This is a genomic window from Pseudomonas sp. ArH3a (assembly GCF_022648765.1).
Taxonomy (GTDB): domain Bacteria; phylum Pseudomonadota; class Gammaproteobacteria; order Pseudomonadales; family Pseudomonadaceae; genus Aquipseudomonas.
Map to the genome: position 1 here is coordinate 6082447 of NZ_CP080330.1, position 20707 is coordinate 6103153.

The window sequence follows — 20707 nt, forward strand, 5'->3', positions numbered from 1 at the left end:
GCCGTTGACGGTAATCAATGCCTTCGTGCGCAAAAAGCCTGAATGTCTGGGGCTGGAACGCCCCCGCGTAACCGGCAAAGCTACCTCAATGCGCTTGGTCAGTCCAGCCAGCCGGGACTGGCACTTTGCCACAAGTCAAGGCATGCTAGCCGCCCTCCGGGCGTCCGGCTTATAGTGCACGTCGCGCGCCAACCCAGCCAAACCGCAGGATCATAGCTTGTCCAAAGTCACGCCGCCCACTCCCCTGCGCGCCGCTCATATAGCGCCGGGAGCGCCCCTGCACGGCACCCTCAAAGGCGCATTGGCGACGCTTGTCCTGATGCTGCTCGCGTTGTTGTTCTGGCAACTGCTGGACCAATTGCAGCAGAACCAAAAAAACCAGCAGCAATACACCATCGACTACAGCGCCGACTTGGCAGAACAGATCAGCCTGAACATGGCCCTGAGCGCAAAAATCGCCCTGAATTTGCTACCGATGGTCGAGCCGCCGCGCAACGACGAACAGCAACAGGCCTTGATGCGCACCTTGCAACGCTCGTTGCCAGAGCTGCGCAGTGTCGCCCTGCTCGCCCCCAGCGGCGCGATGATCCGCGACACCGCCAAAGACAGCCAGGACAGCGCCTATCTGGAAGAACTGGTGCAGCGCAGCCAATCGCAGCCTTATTACCTGAGCAACAACCCTGACGGCACGCTTATCTACCTGTTGCTGCAACAGCCCAGTGGCAGCTCAAAAATGTACTGGGCCTTGCGCCTGGCGCCCAGCTACCTGAGCAACCTTTCCCGCCAGGACGGCCAGGGCCAGCGGCCGATGTGGACCATCGAAAACCGTCTGAACCACCGCGTGGTCGGCCGTGACACCGGCATGCCGGCGCAATGGGCCTCTGCACTCACGCCGGACGAACTGAATAAAAGCGTGCTGGTCACGCCGCTAAGCAAAAGCGACTGGCAGTTGCGCGGGCTGTTCGACCGCGGCGCCGTGCTGGAGCAACTGCTGCCGGCGTTTATCGGCAAATGCCTGCTGGGCTTGGCCCTCTCGCTGATCCCGGTGATCGTGCTGCTGAACATGCGCCGCCGCCAGCGCCAGGTGCATGAGGGCCGCCGCCGTTATCAGGATATTTTCGAAGGCACCGGCGTGGCGCTGTGCGTGCTCGACCTGTCGGGTTTGAAGGCGTTCTTCGACAAAGCCCATGGGCAAACCCGCGAGCAATTGCAGGCATGGCTGCACAACAACGCCGAAGAACGCCAGCAACTGCTCAAGGAATTGCGCGTTACCGAAGTCAACCAGGTGGCTGTGCGCCTGTTGAACGTCAGTTCTTGCGAGCAAGCCTGGGAGCGCCTGATCGATGACTGCCCGCGCAACGCCACGGCCATCGGTCATCAGGTGCTTGAAGCTGTACTGACCCAGCAAAAACAGCTGGAGCTGGAAATCCAGTTCAATGACGTCGCCGGCAATGATCAATACCTGTGGCTGGTGATGCGCCTGCCAGAGCAGCAAGACGACTTCAAGGCGGTGATCCTCAGCATCAGCGACATCACCAGCCGCAAGCTGATCGAGCTGTCGCTGGTGGAGCGCGAAAGCTTCTGGTCGGACGTGGTGCGCACCGTGCCGGATCACCTGTATGTGCAGGACGTGATCAGCCAGCGAATGATTTTCAGCAACCACCATTTGGGCCACACCCTGGGCTACAACAAGGCCGAATTGCAGCAAATGGGCGAGTACTTCTGGGAAATCCTGCTGCACCCGGACGACGCCGAGCATTACCACGACTTGCGCCAGCAGCAACGCGAAGTCGGCTACACCACCCAACTGCAATGCCAACTGCGCTTTCGTCACCGCGATAACCAATGGCGGCGCTTCGATATCCGCGAGCAAGCCCTGGCCCGCGACAAGAGCGCGGCGGTCACGCGGATCATCGGCGTGGCCAAAGACATTACCGACCAGATCGAAGCCAGCGAATCCCTGCGTGACAGCGAGCAGCGCTACCGCATGCTGGCCGAAAGCATCAGCGACGTGATCTGCTCCACCGACAGCCAGCTGGCCCTCAACTACATCAGCCCGTCGGTCAACGCCGTGCTGGGTTATGACGTGGATTGGGTGTTCAAGAATGGCTGGCAGTCGATCATTGCCAACCCGCAACAACTGACCGGCATTTACAGCCTGGTGGAACAGGTCAGCCGTTCGCTGGGCGACGTTGCGGCGTTGAATAAACTGCGCGATGACGTGCAAACCCAGCTGTTCTTGTTCGACTGCCTGCGCGCCGATGGGCGCAAGGTGCCGATCGAGCTGCGCCTGGTGCTGGTGTGGGACGAACACGGCGCGTTTGAAGGCATCCTCGGTGTAGGCCGCGATATCAGCCAGCAACGCCGCGCCGAGAAAGACCTGCGCATGGCGGCCACGGTGTTCGAACACTCAACCTCAGCGATCCTGATCACCGACCCGGCCGGTTACATCGTGCAGGCCAACGAGGCGTTCAGCCGCGTCAGCGGCTATGCCGTGGCGGATGTGCTCGACCAGTTGCCGAACATGCTCACCGTCGACGAACAGCAGGAAGCCCACCTGCGTTATGTGCTCAAGCAACTGCACCAGCACAGCACCTGGGAAGGTGAAGTGTGGCTCAAGCGGCGCAATGGCGAACATTACCCGGCGTGGGTCGGCATTACAGCCGTGTTCGATGACGAAGGCGACCTGGCCAGCTACGTGTGTTTCTTCAGCGACATCAGCGAGCGCAAGGCCAGCGAACAGCGCATCCACCGCCTGGCGTATTACGACGCCTTGACCCACCTGCCCAACCGCACGCTATTCCAGGACCGCTTGCACACCGCACTGCAGTCGGCCGAGCGGCAGAAGTCGTGGGTGGTGCTGATGTTCCTCGACCTCGACCGCTTCAAGCCGATCAACGATTCCCTGGGCCACGCCGCCGGCGACCGCATGCTCAAGGAAATGGCCACGCGCCTGCTCGGTTGCGTGGCCGAAGACGACACCGTGGCGCGCATGGGCGGCGACGAGTTCACCTTGCTCCTGCAACCGCGGGCCAGCCGCGAGATGGCGCTGAACCGCGCAATCACCGTGGCCGAGCAGATTCTGGCGAGCCTGGTGAAGCCGTTTGTGCTGGAGGGCCGCGAGTTCTTCGTGACCGCCAGTATCGGCATCGCTTTAAGCCCGCAGGACGGCAACGAGCTGAGCCAGCTGATGAAAAACGCCGACACCGCGATGTACCACGCCAAGGAGCGCGGCAAGAACAACTTCCAGTTCTACCAGGCCGACATGAACGCCAGTGCGCTTGAGCGTCTGGAACTGGAAAGCGACCTGCGCCACGCGCTGGATCAGAACGAATTCGTGCTGTATTACCAACCGCAGTTCAGCGGCGATGGCAAACGTTTGACCGGCGCCGAAGCCCTGCTGCGCTGGCGCCACCCACGCCGTGGGCTGGTGCCGCCGGGTGACTTTATTCCGGTGCTGGAAGAGTTGGGGCTGGTGGTGGACGTGGGCGATTGGGTGCTGGCCGAAGCCTGCCGCCAGCTCAAGACCTGGCACCAGAACAAGGTGCGCGTGCCGAAAGTCTCGGTGAACATCTCGGCGCGGCAATTCTCGGATGGCCAGCTAGGCGAGCGCATCGCCACCATTCTCAGGGACACGGGCCTGCCGCCGGCGTGCCTGGAGTTGGAGCTGACCGAAAGTATCCTCATGCGCGAAGTCAACGAAGCCATGCAGATCCTCGCCAGCCTGAAAAACCTCGGCCTGAGCATCGCGGTGGACGACTTCGGCACGGGTTATTCGTCGCTGAACTACCTCAAGCAATTCCCCATCGACGTGTTGAAGATCGACCGCACCTTTGTCGATGGCCTGCCGTCCGGTGAGCAGGACGCGCAGATCGCCCGGGCGATTATCGCCATGGCCCACAGCCTCAACCTGGCGGTGATCGCCGAGGGTGTGGAAACCCATGAGCAGCTGGATTTCCTGCGGGAGCATGGTTGCGATGAGGTGCAGGGTTATCTGTTTGGGCGGCCGATGCCGGCGAACCGGTTTGAGGCGCAGTTCAGTAACGAGGCGCTTTTTCTGTTCGACTGAAACCTTGCAGGGGTGCTGATGGCCCCATCGCGGGCAAGCCCGGCGCCCACAGGGGAATGCATTTCAAATGTGGGAGCTGGCTTGCCTGCGATGAGGCCAGTACAGGCACCGCCTATCCCCAGATGAGCCCCACTTGTCCGCGACATGATGTCCTTTCATATGCCATCTAAAACCCATTGGGTTAGAATGCCCTCCTTTTCTGCCCCCGATCCTTGAGGACCGCCATGTTCAGCCGTGATTTGACTATTGCCAAGTACGACGCCGATCTCTTCGCCGCCATGGAGCAAGAAGCCGTGCGCCAGGAAGAGCACATTGAGCTGATCGCTTCGGAAAACTACACCAGCCCTGCGGTGATGGAGGCTCAAGGTTCGGTTCTGACCAACAAGTACGCCGAAGGCTACCCAGGCAAGCGCTACTACGGCGGTTGCGAGTACGTCGACGTGGTTGAGCAGTTGGCCATCGACCGTGCCAAGGAACTGTTCGGCGCCGATTACGCCAACGTCCAGCCACACGCCGGCTCCCAAGCCAACAGCGCCGTGTACCTGGCCCTGCTGCAAGGCGGCGACACCATCCTGGGCATGAGCCTGGCCCACGGCGGTCACCTGACCCACGGCGCCAGCGTTTCCTCCTCCGGCAAGCTGTACAACGCCGTTCAATACGGTATCGACGCCAACGGCCTGATCGACTACGACGAAGTCGAGCGCCTGGCAGTTGAGCACAAGCCAAAAATGATCGTGGCCGGTTTCTCTGCCTACTCGCAGATCCTGGATTTCCCACGCTTTCGCGAGATCGCTGACAAAGTCGGCGCGTACCTGTTCGTGGACATGGCTCACGTGGCCGGTCTGGTCGCCGCTGGCGTCTACCCGAACCCGGTGCCTTACGCTGACGTGGTCACCACCACGACTCACAAAACCCTGCGCGGCCCACGTGGCGGCCTGATCCTGGCGCGCGCCAACGCCGAGATCGAGAAGAAGCTGAACTCCGCTGTATTCCCAGGCGCCCAAGGCGGCCCGCTGGAGCACGTGATCGCGGCTAAAGCAATCTGCTTCAAAGAAGCCCTGCAGCCTGAGTTCAAGACTTACCAGCAACAAGTGGTGAAGAACGCCAAGGCCATGGCCGGTGTGTTCATCGAACGCGGCTACGACGTGGTGTCCGGCGGTACTGAAAACCACCTGTTCCTGCTGTCGCTGATCAAGCAGGACATTTCCGGTAAAGATGCTGACGCTGCCCTGGGCAAAGCCTTCATCACCGTGAACAAAAACTCCGTGCCGAACGACCCACGTTCGCCGTTCGTCACCTCCGGCCTGCGCTTCGGTACTCCGGCTGTGACCACGCGTGGCTTCAAGGAAGCAGAGTGCAAGGAACTGGCCGGCTGGATCTGCGACATCCTGGCGGACCTGAACAACGAAGCCGTGATCGACGCGGTACGTGAGAAGGTCAAGGCCATCTGCAAAAAGCTGCCGGTATACGGCGCTTGATTGCAGTTGCTTGAACAAAAAGCCCGGCTTTAGAGCCGGGCTTTTTTATGCCTGAAATCACTGCGTTCCCAACTTGAAATGCACTTCCATGTGGGAGCTGGCTTGCCTGCGATGGCGGTGTATCAGTCACAGCTGTATCAGCTGAAAAACCGCTATCGCAGGCAAGCCAGCTCCCACAGTTTGATCGCATTTCAAATCAGGATTGGTAGACCTTCGCAAAGCCCTCGCGAATCTTGTCTTCTGGCAGTTCGTCAGCAATAAACACAATCACACTTTCGCGCGCCTCGCCCTCGGCCCATTCGGTGTCCCAATCGAACCCGTAAAGCTTGAGCACGCCCTGGAACACCATGCGCCGGTCTTCACCGGCAATGTTCAGCACGCCTTTGTAGCGCAGCAGTTGCTTGCCGTGGTCTTCCAACAGCTCGTTCATGAACGCGCTGAGGCGGTCGATATCCAGCGGCTGGTCAGTGCGTAATACCAAGCTGGAAATGCGGTCGATAGACGGCGCAGCGCTGACCGGGCGCAGGCTCATGCCGGCGTTGAGGTTAAAGCCGCGCACATCAAGCAATTCGGCCAAGTCGATGGCGCCGTGGTCGACCACCCGAATCGGCGCGCGGCGGTTGATGCGGGTCAGGCGCTGGCTGAGGGCATCGAAGGTCGCTTCGTCCACCAGGTCGCGCTTGCTCACCAGCAGGCGGTCGGCGAAACCAATCTGGGCCTGGGCGATGGTTTGGGTCAGGTGATGTTCGGCATGGGCCGCGTCCACCAAGGTAATGATGCCATCGAGGATGTAGCGCTCGCGCAGTTCTTCGTCGATGAAAAAGGTCTGGGCCACGGGCGCAGGATCGGCCAAGCCGGTGCACTCGATCACCAGGCGGTCGAAGGCGATCTCGCCGCTGTCCAGGCGCTCAAGCAGCAGGTACAGAGCTTTGGTCAGGTCGGTGTGGATGGTGCAACACACGCAGCCGTTGGACAGGGTCATGACCTGCACCGGCTCGGCGCCTAACAGCTGGGTGTCGATACCGGCGTCACTGAATTCGTTTTCGATCACGGCGATTTTCAGGCCGTGTTCGGCTTTGAGCAGGTGGCGCAGCAAGGTGGTTTTGCCGGCGCCGAGGAAGCCGCTGAGGATGGTGACGGGGATGGGAGAGGACAAAATATTCTCCTTGAAGAAACACAGAAACAAATGTGGGAGCAGACCTATATGGGGGCTGGCTTGCCTGCGATGCAGACACCTCGGTCTTCCAGTTAGACCGAGCTGATGCTATCGCAGGCAAGCCAGCTCCCACACAAGCCCGCTCCCACAGGGGATCGCCACACGCCCAACTTATCGGGCTAGCAGCACTTAGGCCCACCCTTGCCACCGTAACGGGCTTCCTGGCGTTCCCGGAAGAACGCCTTGTAGTCCATCATCGGTTTGTCCGGGTGTTTGGTCTGCATATGCTCGACGTACGTATCGTAGTCGGGCATGCCGACCATCAGGCGTGCGGCCTGACCGAGGTATTTACCGAGGCGACTGATGTCATTGAACATGGTTGCAACCCTCGATTAAGCGTCCGGTACGGCCTGGAACGGGGATTCTTTATCCGTACGTTCTTTGTTACCCCAGGCGGCCACGCCGACTTTGATCGCATAGAACAGGATGCTGAAGACCACGAACAGGAACAGTACCGTCAATGTCGCGTTCGTGTAGGCGTTCCAGATCACATGCTGCATCTGGTCGATGCTCTTCGCCGGGGCAAGTATCTGCCCGTTGGCCAACGCATCGCTGTACTTCTTGGCCAGCGACAGGAAGCCAATCGCCGGGTTCGCATCGAACAGCTTGATGAAGCCTGCGGTCACGGTGCAGATCAGCAACCAGACCGCCGGCAGCATGGTCACCCAGATGTAGCGCTGGCGTTTCATTTTTATCAGCACAACCGTGGCGAGCATCAGCGCGATACCGGCCAGCATCTGGTTGGAGATACCGAACAGCGGCCACAAGGTGTTGATGCCGCCCAATGGGTCGATCACGCCTTGGTACAGCAAGTAGCCCCACATCGCCACGCAGCCTGCGGTGGCGATCAGGTTGGCGGTCCAGGACTCGGTTCGCTTGAGCGCCGGGACGAAGGAGCCGAGCAGATCCTGGAGCATGAAGCGACCGGCGCGGGTGCCGGCGTCCACTGCAGTCAGGATGAACAGCGCTTCGAACAGGATCGCAAAGTGGTACCAGAACGCCATGGTGTTTTCACCCGGCAGCACACTGTGCAGGATCTGCGCGATACCAACCGCTAGGGTCGGCGCACCGCCGGCACGGGCCAGGATCGTGGTTTCACCAATATCGTTAGCCACCGCTTGCAGCGCTTCAGGGGTGATTGCGAAACCCCAACTGCTGACGGTTTGCGCAACGGTCACCACGTCCGAACCTACCACGGCAGCCGGGCTGTTCATGGCGAAGTACACGCCTGGCTCGATCACCGAAGCGGCAACCATGGCCATGATGGCCACGAACGACTCCATCAACATGCCGCCATACCCGATGTAGCGCGAGTGGGCTTCATTGGCCAACAGCTTGGGCGTGGTGCCCGAGGAAATCAGTGCGTGGAAACCCGATACCGCGCCACAGGCGATGGTGATGAACAGGAACGGGAACAGACCGCCCTTCCACACTGGGCCAGTGCCATCGATAAACTGAGTCAATGCTGGCATTTTCAGGTCGGGCATGGTGACCAGGATGCCGATTGCCAGGGCAATGATGGTGCCGATCTTCAGGAACGTAGACAGGTAGTCACGCGGGGCGAGGATGAGCCACACCGGCAATACCGCAGCCACGAAGCCGTAACCGACCAGCATCCAAGTGATCTGGATCCCGGTGAAGGTGAACGCTTTTGCCCACACTGGATCAGCGGCAATCTGCCCGCCCAGCCAGATCGAACCCAGCAGCAACAACACACCAATAATCGAGATTTCACCGATGCGGCCCGGGCGGATGTAGCGCATGTAGACGCCCATGAACATCGCGATCGGGATGGTCGCCATCACCGTGAAGATGCCCCACGGGCTTTCGGCCAGGGCCTTGACCACGATCAGCGACAGCACCGCGAGGATGATGATCATGATCAGGAAGCAGCCAAACAGCGCGATGGTCCCGGGAATGCGGCCCATTTCTTCGCGGACCATGTCCCCGAGGGAGCGGCCGTTGCGACGGGTGGACAGGAACAGGATCATGAAATCCTGCACCGCGCCCGCCAACACCACCCCGGCAATCAGCCACAGGGTGCCGGGCAGGTAGCCCATTTGCGCCGCCAGTACCGGGCCGACCAGCGGACCTGCACCGGCAATCGCCGCAAAGTGGTGACCAAAAAGGATGTGTTTGTTGGTCGGCACATAGTCCAGACCGTCATTGTTGAGCACTGCGGGGGTGGCCCGTCGTGGATCGAGCTGCATCACGTTGTTAGCGATGAACAGACTGTAGTAACGGTACGCAACCAGGTAGATGGCCACAGCAGCGACCACAATCCACAAGGCGTTGATCGCCTCGCCGCGGCGCAAGGCCACTACGCCCAGGGCGCACGCGCCTACGATTGCCAGCACCAGCCAGGGTAAGTGGCGTAGCAGGCTATTATTATTTTTCATTTTTATATTCCAGCCAGGGTGGACAGAAAGGACAGCCAGCCCGAGTTTAGCGCTACTGGCCTTAAAGGCCACCCCCCTACGTTGGTCTAGAGCCTTGCAAGCGTAAAAAAAGCAGAAATAAAGGCCCGTTGATGGCACGCGGCTACAATCCTTCTACCCACAGAGGATTTGAGCATGAGCGAACAGCCGTCTGATCGACGCCGTTTTCGGCGTATCGCCTTCGATGCACGAACGACCATTGCGCAAAACGGCTGGAATTGGCCGGTGCAATTGGTGGATTTATCGCTCAAAGGCTTGTTGGTGCAACGGCCGGATGACTGGCAGGGCAATCGCGCAGAGTCGTTCGACGTGGATATCCGCCTGGACCCACAGGCGCATATAAAGATGAAGGGGACGCTGGCCCATGACGACCATGGGCAGTTGGGTTTTGTGTGCGAGTACATCGACCTGGAGTCGATCAGCCATTTGCGGCGGTTGATCGAGTTGAACCTCGGCGATCAGGAAGAACTTGAACGGGAACTCGGCGCGCTGCTGCAGGTGTGACGATTCAGGGAAACGCCGTACGCGCAGGGAATTCGTTTTCCGCGTCCCAGTAGCCCGCCTTCTGGCTCGACGTGGCCTGCCATTGCCCGTCGACAAAACGGTAGGTTTCAAAGCGCGTGGCGAAATCATCATCGCCGTCACCGTCCATAAATGAAGAGACTTGCAACAATTCATCTGCGCCACCCTCGGCGGGTGTTGCAATCTGCCACGCGGCTTTGCCGGTTTGGGCCAGGGTCAATGGCTCGACCTTACCGCCGGCGCCCTTGTAATTCACCGGGTTGAGTTGCTGCTTGGTCGGCAGCAGCAGTTGCGTCGCGGGGCCGCTATAGCTGCCCATTGGCGCCGTCTGATCGATGGTCAAAAAATACACAGGTTCCGGCAGCCCTTTGATTGGGGCCTTTTCGACCTTGGCCAAGGGGTAGCCGAGATCTTTGCTCGCCAGTACCTCGCCGGACGCCGACAGCAAGCGCAGCTGGGCTTTGAGCAGCGGGTTTTCAACCAGATCACCGGGCTCGTCAAACGAGTCCTCATCCAGGCCACTGCCCCAGCTGTCTTTGTGCAACTGGGCGCTGATGCGTTGGTCTTCCAGCACCTGCAACACGCTGCCGTACTGCGTCGCCAATTTCTGCGCCGATCGGTAACCGATCGGCAGCTTGGCCGACTCGGCCAAGGCGATCCCCGGCAATCCCGCCAAGGCCATGAACAGGGCAATGGCTGCCCAGCGATTGGCGTTATGCATTGCACTCATCCCTGACTGATCCATAAATTATTCGAAAAGTGCATCCAACGCCTGTTCCAGGCGCGTCACGCCAATCACCTTCAACCCCGCCGGCATTTCCTTCGGCGCATTGCCCTTGGGCACAATCGCGCGTTTGAAGCCGTGCTTGGCGGCTTCCTTCAAGCGCTCCTGGCCACTGGGCACCGGGCGCACTTCGCCTGACAGGCCAACTTCGCCGAACACCAACAGGTCGTGGGGCAGCGGTTTATTGCGCAAGCTGGACATCACCGCCGCCATCAGCGCCAGGTCAGACGCGGTTTCCAGCACCTTGACCCCGCCGACCACGTTGAGGAACACGTCCTGGTCGTGGGTAGGAATGCCACCGTGACGGTGCAGCACGGCAAGCAGCATCGCCAGGCGGTTCTGGTCCAGGCCGAGGGTGACCCGGCGCGGGTTGGCTAAGTGACTGTCATCCACCAACGCCTGCACTTCCACCAGCATTGGCCGGGTGCCTTCCCACGTTGCCATCACCACACTGCCTGGGACTTCTTCCTGGGCGCGCGTCAGAAAGATCGCGGACGGGTTGGAGACTTCTTTCAGCCCGCGGTCGGTCATGGCGAACACACCCAGTTCGTTGACCGCGCCGAAGCGGTTCTTCACCGCCCGCAGCAAGCGCAGTCGGCCATCGGATTCGCCTTCGAAATACAGCACGGTGTCGACCATGTGCTCGAGCACCCGTGGCCCGGCCAGCGCGCCCTCTTTGGTCACGTGGCCGACCAGAAAGATCGCCGTGCCGCTCTGCTTGGCATACCGCACCAGCAACGCCGCACTTTCGCGCACCTGGGACACGCCGCCCGGTGCCGATTGCAATTGCTCGGTGAAAATCGTCTGGATCGAGTCGATCACCATGACCTTGGGCTTTTCGATGCGCGCCGTGGCGATGATGCTTTCGATGCAGGTTTCGGTCATCACCCGCAGTTGGTCCTGGGGCAAGCCCAGGCGGCGGGCGCGCATTGCCACTTGCTGCTGGGATTCTTCGCCAGTGACGTACAGCGCCGGCATGCGGCTGGCAATGCTGCATAGGGTTTGCAGCAGGATGGTCGATTTACCGATGCCCGGGTCACCGCCGATCAGCACCACCGAGCCGTCCACCAGGCCGCCGCCGAGCACGCGGTCCAGCTCACCGGACGCGGTGGAGAAACGCGGGATTTCTTCGACGCTGACTTCGGCCAGGGTCTTGATCTGCGCCTGTTGCCCGGTCCAGCCGGCGCGGCCGGTGGGGGCCGAAGCGCCGCCGCTTTCGATCATGGTTTCAGTCAGGGTGTTCCATGCGCCGCACTCGGTGCATTGCCCGGCCCACTTGGGAAAGGTCGCGCCGCACTCGGTGCAGCCGTACATGCGCTTGGCCTTTGCCATTTGAGAACCTCCAACCGAAAAACCGCGATGATAGCTCAGCGCGGTGCCGGGGTCCGAATTTCACCACTGGCTAATCGTGAAGCGCTGTTGCCGATCGGGTCTTCGGCATTGAGGTCGGCGCCTTTGGCTTTGAGTTCATCGAGCAGTTCGACACGTTTGAACAGCCCGGCGTACATGGCCGCCGTCTGCCCGGCGCCGTTGCGCTGGTCGGGGTTGCAGTCAGTGGCGAGCAGGCGCTGGGCAATTTTCAGTTCGCCCTTGAAGATCGCGCCCATCAGCGCGGTGTTGCCGCGTTTGTCCTGCACACAGGCGTCGGCGCCCGCGTTGAGCAAGCGTTCTACAAAGGAGCCCTGGCCGTGGTAGGCGGCGAGGATCAGCGCGGTGTAGCCCTTCTCGTCCTGGGTGTTGAGGCTGTAGCCGGACTCGATGAAGGTGTTGAGCATGTCGATATCGCCACGGCGGGCGGCGTCGAAATAGTAATCCTGCAACTGCGCCTTGAGCGCGACGGGGTCGGGCGACTCGGCACGGGCGACAAAGGCCAGCATCGCCATCAGTAAACCAATCGAAATACGCATGGGGTGTCTCCTGCCAGGGGTCGACGCCCGTGCAAGGGCGCCGACCGGAACCAACGTCAGTCAGTCAGTTTGTCTGCCAGCGCTTTCACGCGCGCCAAATCACCCTTGGCGACCTTGGTCACGCCGGTGCCGTACTCCGGGTCCGCCTTGTAGAGGAACGACAGGATGATGTGCTTGCTCTCGTCATCGGTGGTGGCCAGCGAGCCGCCGAAGTTGTCGATCAGGTCCTGGCGCTCTTTCTTGCTGTAAGAGCGGTACAAGTCACCGGCCTGCTTGAAGTTCTGCTCACGCTGGATCTTCGCCTGCTGGGTGCTGCCCGACAGTACCGACTGGCTGTAACGCGCAGTTTGTGGCTCTTCGCGTGGCAACAGGCGGCTTGGCTGGTAGTTCACGCCGGTGCTGGTTTTGCCGAAGTTCATCGCGCCATCCTGGTTACCGTTGTTGACGGTCACACGGGGTGCGTTGATCGGCAATTGCAGGGCATTCGCCCCCAGGCGATACATCTGCGTGTCGGCGTAGGAGAACACCCGGCCTTGCAGCAGGCGGTCTTCCGACGGCTCGATGCCCGGCACTAAGTTGGCCGGGGCCATGGCCACTTGTTCGGTTTCCTGGAAGACATTCGCCGGGTTGCGGTTCAGCACCATCTGCCCGACTTTACGCTCCGGCACGTTCGGCCAGATTTTGGTGGCGTCCAACGGGTCGAAATCGAACTTGGCCAAGTCTTCAGGCTTGAGCACTTGCACGTACAGGTCCCACTTGGGGAAGTCGCCCTTGTTGATGTGGGTAACCAAGTCATTGGTCATGTGGCTGTAGTCACGCCCTTGCACTTCGGTGACTTGCTTGGGGTCGAGGTTCTTGATGCCTTGCAGGCTCTTCCAGTGGAACTTGACGTAGTGCACTTCGCCCTTGGCGTTGATCAACTTGTAAGCGTGCACGCCGTTGCCGTCCATTTCCCGGTAACTGGCCGGCGTGCCGGAGTCGGAGTACAACTCGGTCAGCGTACGAGTGGACTCAGGAACATGGGAGAAGAAGTCGAAACGACGAGAGTCGTCGTCCAGGTTGGTGCGCGGGTCAGGCTTGAACGCGTGAACCATGTCCGGAAACTTGATGGCATCGCGGATAAAGAACGTCGGGAAGTTATTGCCCACTAAGTCCCAATTGCCTTCGGCGGTATAGAACTTGGTGGCAAAGCCGCGTGGGTCACGCAGGGTTTCCGGGGAATGGTTACCGTGGACAACGGCCGAGAAGCGCACGAACACTGGGGTCGCCTCGCCAGCGGCGAAGACCTTGGCCTTGGTCAGGTCACTGAGGTTGTCAGTGACGGTGAAGGTACCGTGGGCGCCGGTGCCGCGGGCGTGTACCACACGCTCGGGGATGCGTTCACGGTCGAAGCGCTGCAACTTCTGAATCAACTGCACGTCTTGCAGCAGCACCGGGCCATTGGCGCCGGCGGTTTGCGAATTCTGGTTGTCGCCAACGGCGGCGCCGTTATCGCGGGTCAGGTTGGCAGCGTGTACGGACAGCGAAAGCAGGCTGGCGCTCGCCAGTATCAGCGCATGTCGCGCGATAATCGGGCCGCGCTTCATTGGATTCTTCATCGAGGGTTCCTCTGGTTTTTTTAGTGCACATTCAGTCGTGCTTGCCAGAGGCTAGTGACCCGCGAGTCAGAAGATAAATAGAAAAACACCACCAGGTCGATTAAGAAAATAGTGTGGTAACCCACTGAAATGGCGAGTAATCCGCGCGCGACTGGTGGCAATGTGCAAACTATTTGCGATTTAATGTGTCGATAAAAATCGACAGTGTTAACGGTTGTGTCGCGCAAGCCTTCTACGACTGACTTACACTGACCTCCACCCTTCTAATCTGTAACAAGGAATAACCTATGGGCGTGATCAGTGAGTTCAAGGCCTTCGCGGTCAAAGGCAATGTGGTCGATATGGCCGTCGGTATCATCATCGGCGCCGCCTTCGGCAAGATTGTTTCCTCGTTTGTAGGCGACGTGGTGATGCCACCCATCGGTCTGCTGATCGGCGGCGTGGACTTTGCGGACCTGGCGATAACACTCAAGGCAGCGCAGGGTGATGTGCCGGCCGTTGTCTTGGCGTATGGCAAGTTCATCCAGAGCGTGATTGATTTCGTGATTGTCGCCTTCGCCATCTTCATGGGCGTAAAAGCTATCAACCGCCTGAAGCGCGAAGAGGCTGTGGCCCCAAGCTTGCCGCCGACACCGACCAAGGAAGAACTGCTGCTGGGCGAGATCCGCGATCTGCTCAAGGCGCAGAACGACAAGCCGCTTTAACCAGCAAGGGCTTGGCAAAAAAGGCGCCTATGACAGGCGCCTTTTTTATTAGCCGCTACCAGTAATTTTCCACGGCCACTTGGCCAGGGCGACGGCTCAGGCTCAGTTGCATGTCGCGTTGCTTGAGCAGTTGGCGTGTGTCATCGACCATCTGTGGGTTGCCGCAAATCAGCACACGGGAGTGTTCTGCAGTCAGTGGTACGCCGGCAGCGCGCTCCAGTTCGCCATTCTCGATCAGCGCAGTGATTCGCCCATTCAGCGCGCCGGGGTGCTGCTCACGGGTAACGGTGGGGATGTACGTGAGCTTATGGGCGTACTCCGCCAGGTACTCACGCTCGCCCAACTCGCGGATGAGCGCCTGATACGCAAGCTCTTTGGCCTCACGGGCGCTGTACACCAGCACGATGCGCTCAAATTTCTCCCACACTTCGAAGTCCTGCAGGATCGACAGGAACGGTGCCACCCCGGTTCCGGTGCCCAACAACCACAAATCACGCCCGTCCACAAAGCGGTTCAGGGTCAGGAAGCCAGTGGCTTGGCGCTCAACCAGCAACGTATCGCCCACCTGCAGGCGGCTCAACTCACTGGTGAATTCGCCCCCCGGAACGACGATAGAGAAGAAGTCCAAGTGTTCGTCAAACGGTGAGGACACAATGGAGTAGGCCCGCCATACGGTACTGCCGTCCGCCTTTGCCACGCCCAGGCGCACGAACTGGCCTGCAGTAAACCGAAAGCCTGGGTCTCGCGTGGTACGCAGGGTAAACAGGCTGGGGGTCAGCGATTGCACGTCGAGCAAGGTCTGGCGGGTAAATTTCTCAGCACTGGCCGTCATGGGGGGCTCCGTTGAACAGGTGCCCTAGTGTCCCTCAAAGTCGTTCAGGGAAACACCGCTGGTTTGTACTGGTATGCCGCTGCCCGGGTGCTGACAGACCGTATCGAACGCGAAAGGGTCAGTGTTTCGAGGCCTTTACATCGAAGCTTGGCATAACACTTTCCAACTAATCATTTAGCTATTTCGCACCTTTCAGGCAGCTATTAGAGGGTGCAGTGCAGACAGGCGCCATCAAATTAACATCACCATCAAAACATTCAAATCAATAAGATTTTCCAACCGCTGACATCACTTATACAACATACGATTACCTGCACAACTTTAGGCAAATGAAATACGAACGACTGGCAAATTTATTTCACACTTTGCACGTAGGATTTATCCTACAATTCTTTCCGAATCACATTGGGAGTCAGGACGTCCCCAATCCGCATCACACTCATGGAGAGTTCCCGATGGTTAACTGGCGCAATACAAGACTCCCCAAACTGGAGGGTGAGAACAAAATCACCACTGTTTATGAGATGCTCATCAATCACACCTACCAACTCGGATTTGAATACTGCTCTTTCACGATGAGCTCACAACAAGCCAACAATCCAACTAAACCTATTCATTTGAATAACTATCCAAATGAATGGAACACTCTTTATAGCCAAGCGCAGTTCTTCGATGTAGACCCAGTAGTCGCCCACTGCAAACGCAGCGTAATGCCGATTGTGTGGGATGAAAAAGCCTTCAGCACCACGCCCAGCTTATGGGAGCTGGCCCAGTCATTTGGGGTGCATCTGGGCTGGACCCAATCCGTACACGACTTCCAGGGCGTGTTCAGCATGCTGACGTTGGGCCGAAGTAGCGGCGAAGTCACCCCTGATGAGCTTTACGAAAAAGCCGGCCAGGTGCTGTGGCTGTGTCACGCCATGCACGCCGTGGTGGCACAGAAATATGCCGACACGCCGAGCCTCACGCCGCCTTGCACGCTGACCCCACGGGAAACAGAAATTCTCAGATGGTCGGCCATGGGTAAGACGGCTTCGGACATCGCCACGATCCTCTGCCTGTCAGAGCGTACCGTGGGCTTTCATATCAGCAGTTGCCTCAAGAAACTGGGGGTCAATAATAAGATCGCCGCTGTGCTCTGTGCCTCTAAAGCAGGCTTGTTTTAGCCCGCGTTGAATCACCGCATGTAATCCCGCCTAAAAAAAAGTAACATTTACGCCCAATTCTGAGTGTTGATGCAGCCCCATCGGGAGTGCCTCGCTGTTCACTCAGATGGTTGCGCCGGATGCCCGCACCCGCCCAACGCCCATCGATGACCCAGAGCCTGCCCCGCCATGCCCCTGCTTGACAGCCCCTTCGCCCAACTCGATTTGATCCGCCAGCCTGAGCAACACAATGACCCGCTGCAGGCCTTCGACGCCGCCGACGAGTACTTGCTCAGCTACTTGGCCGAGCAGCAGCCAAACGCGGCAACCCGTGTGCTGGTGCTCAATGACAGCTTTGGCGCCCTGGCGGCCAGCCTCGCAGGCCAAGTGCAGGTAACGTCCAGTGGCGACTCGTTTCTCGCAGCCCAGGGCCTTGAGAAAAACCTGGTGCGCAACGGCAAGGCGTTTGATGCGGTGGCGTTTATCCCTGCCAGCCAGGTGCCGACAGGTCCATTCGATCGCGTGCTGATCCGCGTGCCGAAAACCCTCGCCTTACTGGAAGAACAGCTGATCCGCCTGCAGGGGCACTTGGCGCCGGGAGCCGAAGTGATCGCTGGGGCGATGGTCAAGCACCTGCCACGGGCGGCAGGCGAATTGCTGGAGCGCTATATCGGCCCGATGCACGCCTCGTTGGCGGTGAAAAAAGCCCGGCTGCTGATTGCGACGGTTGCAGACCGCCCAACCGCCGTGTCGCCCTACCCGACCCGTTACACCCTGGACACTGCGGCCATCGAATTGCTCAATCACGCCAACGTGTTCTGCCGCGAAGGCCTGGACATCGGCACCCGCGCTTTCCTCCCACACCTGCCCAAAAACCTCGGCAACGCACGCGTGGCGGACCTGGGCTGCGGCAATGGCGTATTGGCGATCGCCAGTGCGCTGCAAAACCCCGATGCGCAGTACACGCTGGTGGATGAGTCTTACATGGCCGTGCAGTCAGCGGCCGAGAACTGGCAGGCGGCCCTCGGTGCACGCGATGTGCTCGTGCGCGCCGACGATGGCTTGGCCGGCCAGGCCCCCGACTCCTTGGACGTGGTGCTGTGCAACCCGCCGTTTCACCAGCAGCAAGTGGTCGGCGACTTCCTCGCCTGGCGCATGTTCCAACAAGCTCGCGAAGCTTTGGTGGTGGGCGGTGCGCTGTATATCGTCGGCAACCGCCATTTGGGCTATCACAGCAAATTGGCGCGTTTATTCCGTGGCGTCGAACAGGTCGCGGCCACGCCGAAGTTCGTGATTCTCAAAGCGCGCAAATAAAAAAACCCTGCCATTCTTGCAAAAGGCAGGGCTGAAAAGCCGGGCCGCAAGGCCCGGATTGGGATGTCAGTGAGTGGTCAAGCCGGCCGCATTCATGAACATGCGCATCAGGCTGGCCACGACAAACAGGGCCAGCACGCTGCCGGTCCAGATCATCGCCAGCCACCCAAGGCGCCGCCACAACGGCTGTTTCTCGGCCTGTTCGATCTCGTGCAACGACGGTTTGCCGGACATGAAACAACCCTCCTAGTGATAACCGTCTTCGTGGGTGACCTTGCCGCGGAACACGTAGTAGCTCCAGAAGGTGTAGCCCAGGATGAACGGGATGATGAACAAGGTACCCACCAGCATGAAGCCCTGGCTTTGCGGCGGCGCAGCGGCGTCCCAGATGGAAACCGACGGCGGGATGATGTTCGGCCACAGGCTGATGCCCAGGCCGCTGTAGCCGAGGAAGATCAGTACCAACGTCAGCAGGAACGGCGTGTAGTGCGCATTACGCGCCACCGCACGGATCAAACCGTACATGGTCACCAGCACCAGGATCGGCACCGGCAGGAACCAGAACAGGTTTGGCAGGGTGAACCAGCGCGAAGCGATTTCCGGGTGCGCCAGCGGCGTCCACAGGCTGACGATACCGATCACCGCCAACACCACGAAGGCCAACGGCCGCGCCAGGTTATGCATCTGCTCCTGCAACTTGCCTTCGGTCTTCATGATCAGCCAGGTGCAACCGAGCAAGGCATACGCGACGACCAGCGCAACGCCGCAGAACATCGTGAACGGCGTGGCCCAGTCGAGCGAACCACCGGCAAACTGACGGTTCACCACCGGAATGCCGTCGATAAACGCCCCCAGCGCCACGCCCTGAAAGAACGTCGCCGCGATAGAGCCGCCGATAAACGCCTTGTCCCACAGGTGACGTTTATCGTCCTTGGCCTTGAAGCGAAACTCGAAGGCCACGCCCCGGAAGATCAGCCCGATCAGCATCAGGATCAACGGCAGGTACAGCGCCGACAACACCACCGAATAGGCCAGTGGGAACGCGCCGAACAACGCCGCGCCACCCAGTACCAGCCAGGTTTCGTTACCGTCCCAGACCGGGGCGACGGTGTTCATCATCACGTCACGGTCGACTTTGCCCGGAATAAACGGAAAGAGAATGCCGATACCCAGGTCGAAGCCGTCCATGACCACGTACATCATGATGCCGAAGATGATGATCACAGCCCAGATCAGCGGAAGATCAATACCCATCTCAATTCCCCTTGTGCTGGATGTGGGTGTGCTCGTCATCGCTGCCATCATCGGCGGCGGACAACGGACGCGCCGGTGTGCGTTTCTGGCCAGGCCCACCGTGGGTCGGCTCGCTGCCTTCGTGGGTCTGCGGCCCTTTGCGCACCAGGCGCATCATGTAGCCCAACCCTGCACCAAACAGCGCGAAGTACACCACCACGAACAGCACCAGGGTGATCGTCATCTGCGCCAGGCTATGCCCGGACGAAGCGTCCGCCGTGCGCATCAGCCCGTAGACCACCCACGGTTGGCGGCCGATTTCGGTGGTAAACCAACCGGCGAGAATCGCGATCAGGCCGGACGGGCCCATCCACAACGCCAGGTACAGGAACGGCCTGGACGTGTACATCTTGCCGCCACGGCGCAGCCACAGGCTGAACAAACCGGTGAAGATCATCAGGAAGCCCAGGCCCACCATGACCCGGAACGACCAGAACACAATGGTCGAGTTGGGGCGGTCTTCAGGCGGGAAATCCTTGAGCGCCGGCACCTGTTTGTCCAGGGAGTGCGTCAGGATCAGGCTGCCCAGGTACGGGATCTCAACCGCGTATTTGGTTTTCTCGGCTTTCATGTCGGGCCAGCCGAACAGGATCAGCGGCGTCGGCTCGTTGCCGATATTTTCCCAGTGGCCTTCAATCGCGGCGATTTTCGCCGGTTGGTGCTTGAGGGTGTTGAGGCCATGGAAGTCGCCGATCACCGCCTGGATAGGCGCCACGATCAGGGCCATCCACATCGCCATCGACAGCATGGTGCGGATCGCCGGGGTGTCCTTGCCACGCAGTAAATGCCAGGCCGCCGAAGAACCGACGAAGAACGCGGTGGCGACAAAGGCCGCCGTGGCCATGTGCATCAGGCGGTAGGGGAACGACGGGTTGAAGATCACCGCCAGCCAGTCGGTAGGAATCACGCGACCGTCGATGATTTCAAAGCCTTGCGGCGTCTGCATCCAGCTGTTGGAGGCAAGAATCCAAAAGGTTGAGATCAACGTGCCGACGGCCACCATCACCGTGGAAAAGAAGTGCAGCTTGCGCCCCACCTTGTTCCAGCCGAACAGCATCACCCCGAGGAAACCCGCCTCGAGGAAGAAGGCCGTGAGCACTTCGTACGTCAGCAACGGCCCGGTAACGGCGCCAGCGAAGTCCGAGAAGCGGCTCCAGTTAGTGCCGAACTGGTAGGCCATGACCAAGCCTGAGACCACACCCATGCCGAAGTTGACGGCAAAGATCTTCGACCAGAAATGGTAGAGGTCACGGTAGGTGTCGTTATGGGTCTTGAGCCACAAGCCTTCCAGCACCGCAAGGTAACTGGCCAGGCCGATGGTGATCGCCGGGAACAGGATGTGGAACGAAATGGTGAACGCGAATTGAATTCGGGCGAGATCTAGCGCCTCCAAACCGAACATAAGTC

At 59.8% G+C, this 20707-nt stretch carries 17 protein-coding genes; 6 read left to right on the forward strand and 11 right to left on the reverse strand.

The features are described from left to right. Positions 1–217 precede the first annotated feature (217 nt). Positions 218–4069 carry a bifunctional diguanylate cyclase/phosphodiesterase gene (locus K0P33_RS28010; protein WP_277933785.1) on the forward strand — a complete coding sequence of 1284 codons (3852 nt, stop codon included), beginning with the start codon at positions 218–220 and terminating at the stop codon, positions 4067–4069. Between the two features lie 224 nt (positions 4070–4293). Continuing rightward, the gene (gene glyA / locus K0P33_RS28015) at positions 4294–5547 is read left to right on the forward strand and encodes a serine hydroxymethyltransferase (protein ID WP_119740983.1); all 1254 of its coding nucleotides are present in this window, start codon (positions 4294–4296) and stop codon (positions 5545–5547) included. A 196-nt stretch (positions 5548–5743) separates the two neighbouring features. Here the strand turns inward: glyA and yjiA are convergent, their stop codons facing one another. From yjiA to K0P33_RS28030, 3 genes are all read right to left on the reverse strand, one after another. Continuing rightward, positions 5744–6703, reverse strand: coding sequence for a GTPase (gene yjiA, locus K0P33_RS28020; RefSeq protein WP_094952945.1), 960 nt, complete (start codon positions 6701–6703; stop codon positions 5744–5746). A 179-nt stretch (positions 6704–6882) separates the two neighbouring features. Continuing rightward, entirely contained in the window at positions 6883–7080 is a 198-nt protein-coding gene (locus tag K0P33_RS28025) for a YbdD/YjiX family protein (RefSeq protein WP_003176208.1), read from the reverse strand. Between the two features lie 15 nt (positions 7081–7095). Next, a complete protein-coding gene (locus K0P33_RS28030; RefSeq protein WP_094952946.1) occupies positions 7096–9162 on the reverse strand; it encodes a carbon starvation CstA family protein in 2067 nt (688 codons plus the stop codon). 174 nt (positions 9163–9336) lie between these two features. Between K0P33_RS28030 and K0P33_RS28035 the strand changes: the two genes are divergently transcribed. Beyond that, entirely contained in the window at positions 9337–9705 is a 369-nt protein-coding gene (locus K0P33_RS28035; protein ID WP_094952947.1) for a PilZ domain-containing protein, read from the forward strand. A gap of 4 nt (positions 9706–9709) precedes the next feature. Here K0P33_RS28035 and K0P33_RS28040 read toward each other — a convergent pair whose 3' ends face one another. Genes K0P33_RS28040 through katB form a run of 4 tightly spaced genes read right to left on the reverse strand, consistent with a single transcriptional unit; the run spans position 9710 to position 14000 of the window. Next, on the reverse strand, positions 9710–10444 hold the full coding sequence (locus K0P33_RS28040; RefSeq protein WP_242152781.1) for a hypothetical protein: 735 nt from the start codon (positions 10442–10444) through the stop codon (positions 9710–9712). A 27-nt stretch (positions 10445–10471) separates the two neighbouring features. Then, positions 10472–11839: a DNA repair protein RadA gene (radA, locus tag K0P33_RS28045; RefSeq protein WP_094952948.1), complete on the reverse strand. Its 1368-nt coding sequence runs from the start codon at positions 11837–11839 to the stop codon at positions 10472–10474. 35 nt (positions 11840–11874) lie between these two features. Then, positions 11875–12414, reverse strand: coding sequence for an ankyrin repeat domain-containing protein (locus K0P33_RS28050; RefSeq protein WP_094952949.1), 540 nt, complete (start codon positions 12412–12414; stop codon positions 11875–11877). A 56-nt stretch (positions 12415–12470) separates the two neighbouring features. Next, positions 12471–14000: a catalase KatB gene (gene katB, locus K0P33_RS28055; RefSeq protein ID WP_242156130.1), complete on the reverse strand. Its 1530-nt coding sequence runs from the start codon at positions 13998–14000 to the stop codon at positions 12471–12473. A gap of 299 nt (positions 14001–14299) precedes the next feature. On the opposite strand from katB, the gene mscL reads away from it, so the two are divergent. Further along, complete coding sequence (gene mscL / locus K0P33_RS28060) at positions 14300–14716, forward strand: large-conductance mechanosensitive channel protein MscL (protein ID WP_094951689.1); 417 nt, start codon at positions 14300–14302, stop codon at positions 14714–14716. Positions 14717–14771: 55 nt separating this feature from the next. Here mscL and K0P33_RS28065 read toward each other — a convergent pair whose 3' ends face one another. Further along, entirely contained in the window at positions 14772–15548 is a 777-nt protein-coding gene (locus tag K0P33_RS28065) for a ferredoxin--NADP reductase (protein WP_094951688.1), read from the reverse strand. Between the two features lie 455 nt (positions 15549–16003). Here K0P33_RS28065 and K0P33_RS28070 point away from each other — a divergent pair, with 455 nt between their 5' ends. Next, on the forward strand, positions 16004–16714 hold the full coding sequence (locus tag K0P33_RS28070) for a LuxR family transcriptional regulator (RefSeq protein ID WP_242152784.1): 711 nt from the start codon (positions 16004–16006) through the stop codon (positions 16712–16714). Between the two features lie 168 nt (positions 16715–16882). After that, positions 16883–18007, forward strand: a complete 1125-nt coding sequence (locus K0P33_RS28075) for a methyltransferase (RefSeq protein ID WP_094951686.1) — start codon at positions 16883–16885, stop codon at positions 18005–18007. 66 nt (positions 18008–18073) lie between these two features. On the opposite strand, the gene K0P33_RS28080 is transcribed toward K0P33_RS28075, so the two are convergent. Genes K0P33_RS28080 through K0P33_RS28090 form a run of 3 tightly spaced genes read right to left on the reverse strand, consistent with a single transcriptional unit; the run spans position 18074 to position 20702 of the window. Further along, positions 18074–18241, reverse strand: coding sequence for a DUF2474 domain-containing protein (locus K0P33_RS28080; protein ID WP_010206690.1), 168 nt, complete (start codon positions 18239–18241; stop codon positions 18074–18076). A gap of 12 nt (positions 18242–18253) precedes the next feature. Then, entirely contained in the window at positions 18254–19261 is a 1008-nt protein-coding gene (gene cydB / locus K0P33_RS28085; protein WP_053258117.1) for a cytochrome d ubiquinol oxidase subunit II, read from the reverse strand. Between the two features lies 1 nt (position 19262). Beyond that, complete coding sequence (locus K0P33_RS28090; RefSeq protein ID WP_094951685.1) at positions 19263–20702, reverse strand: cytochrome ubiquinol oxidase subunit I; 1440 nt, start codon at positions 20700–20702, stop codon at positions 19263–19265. Positions 20703–20707: the final 5 nt, after the last annotated feature.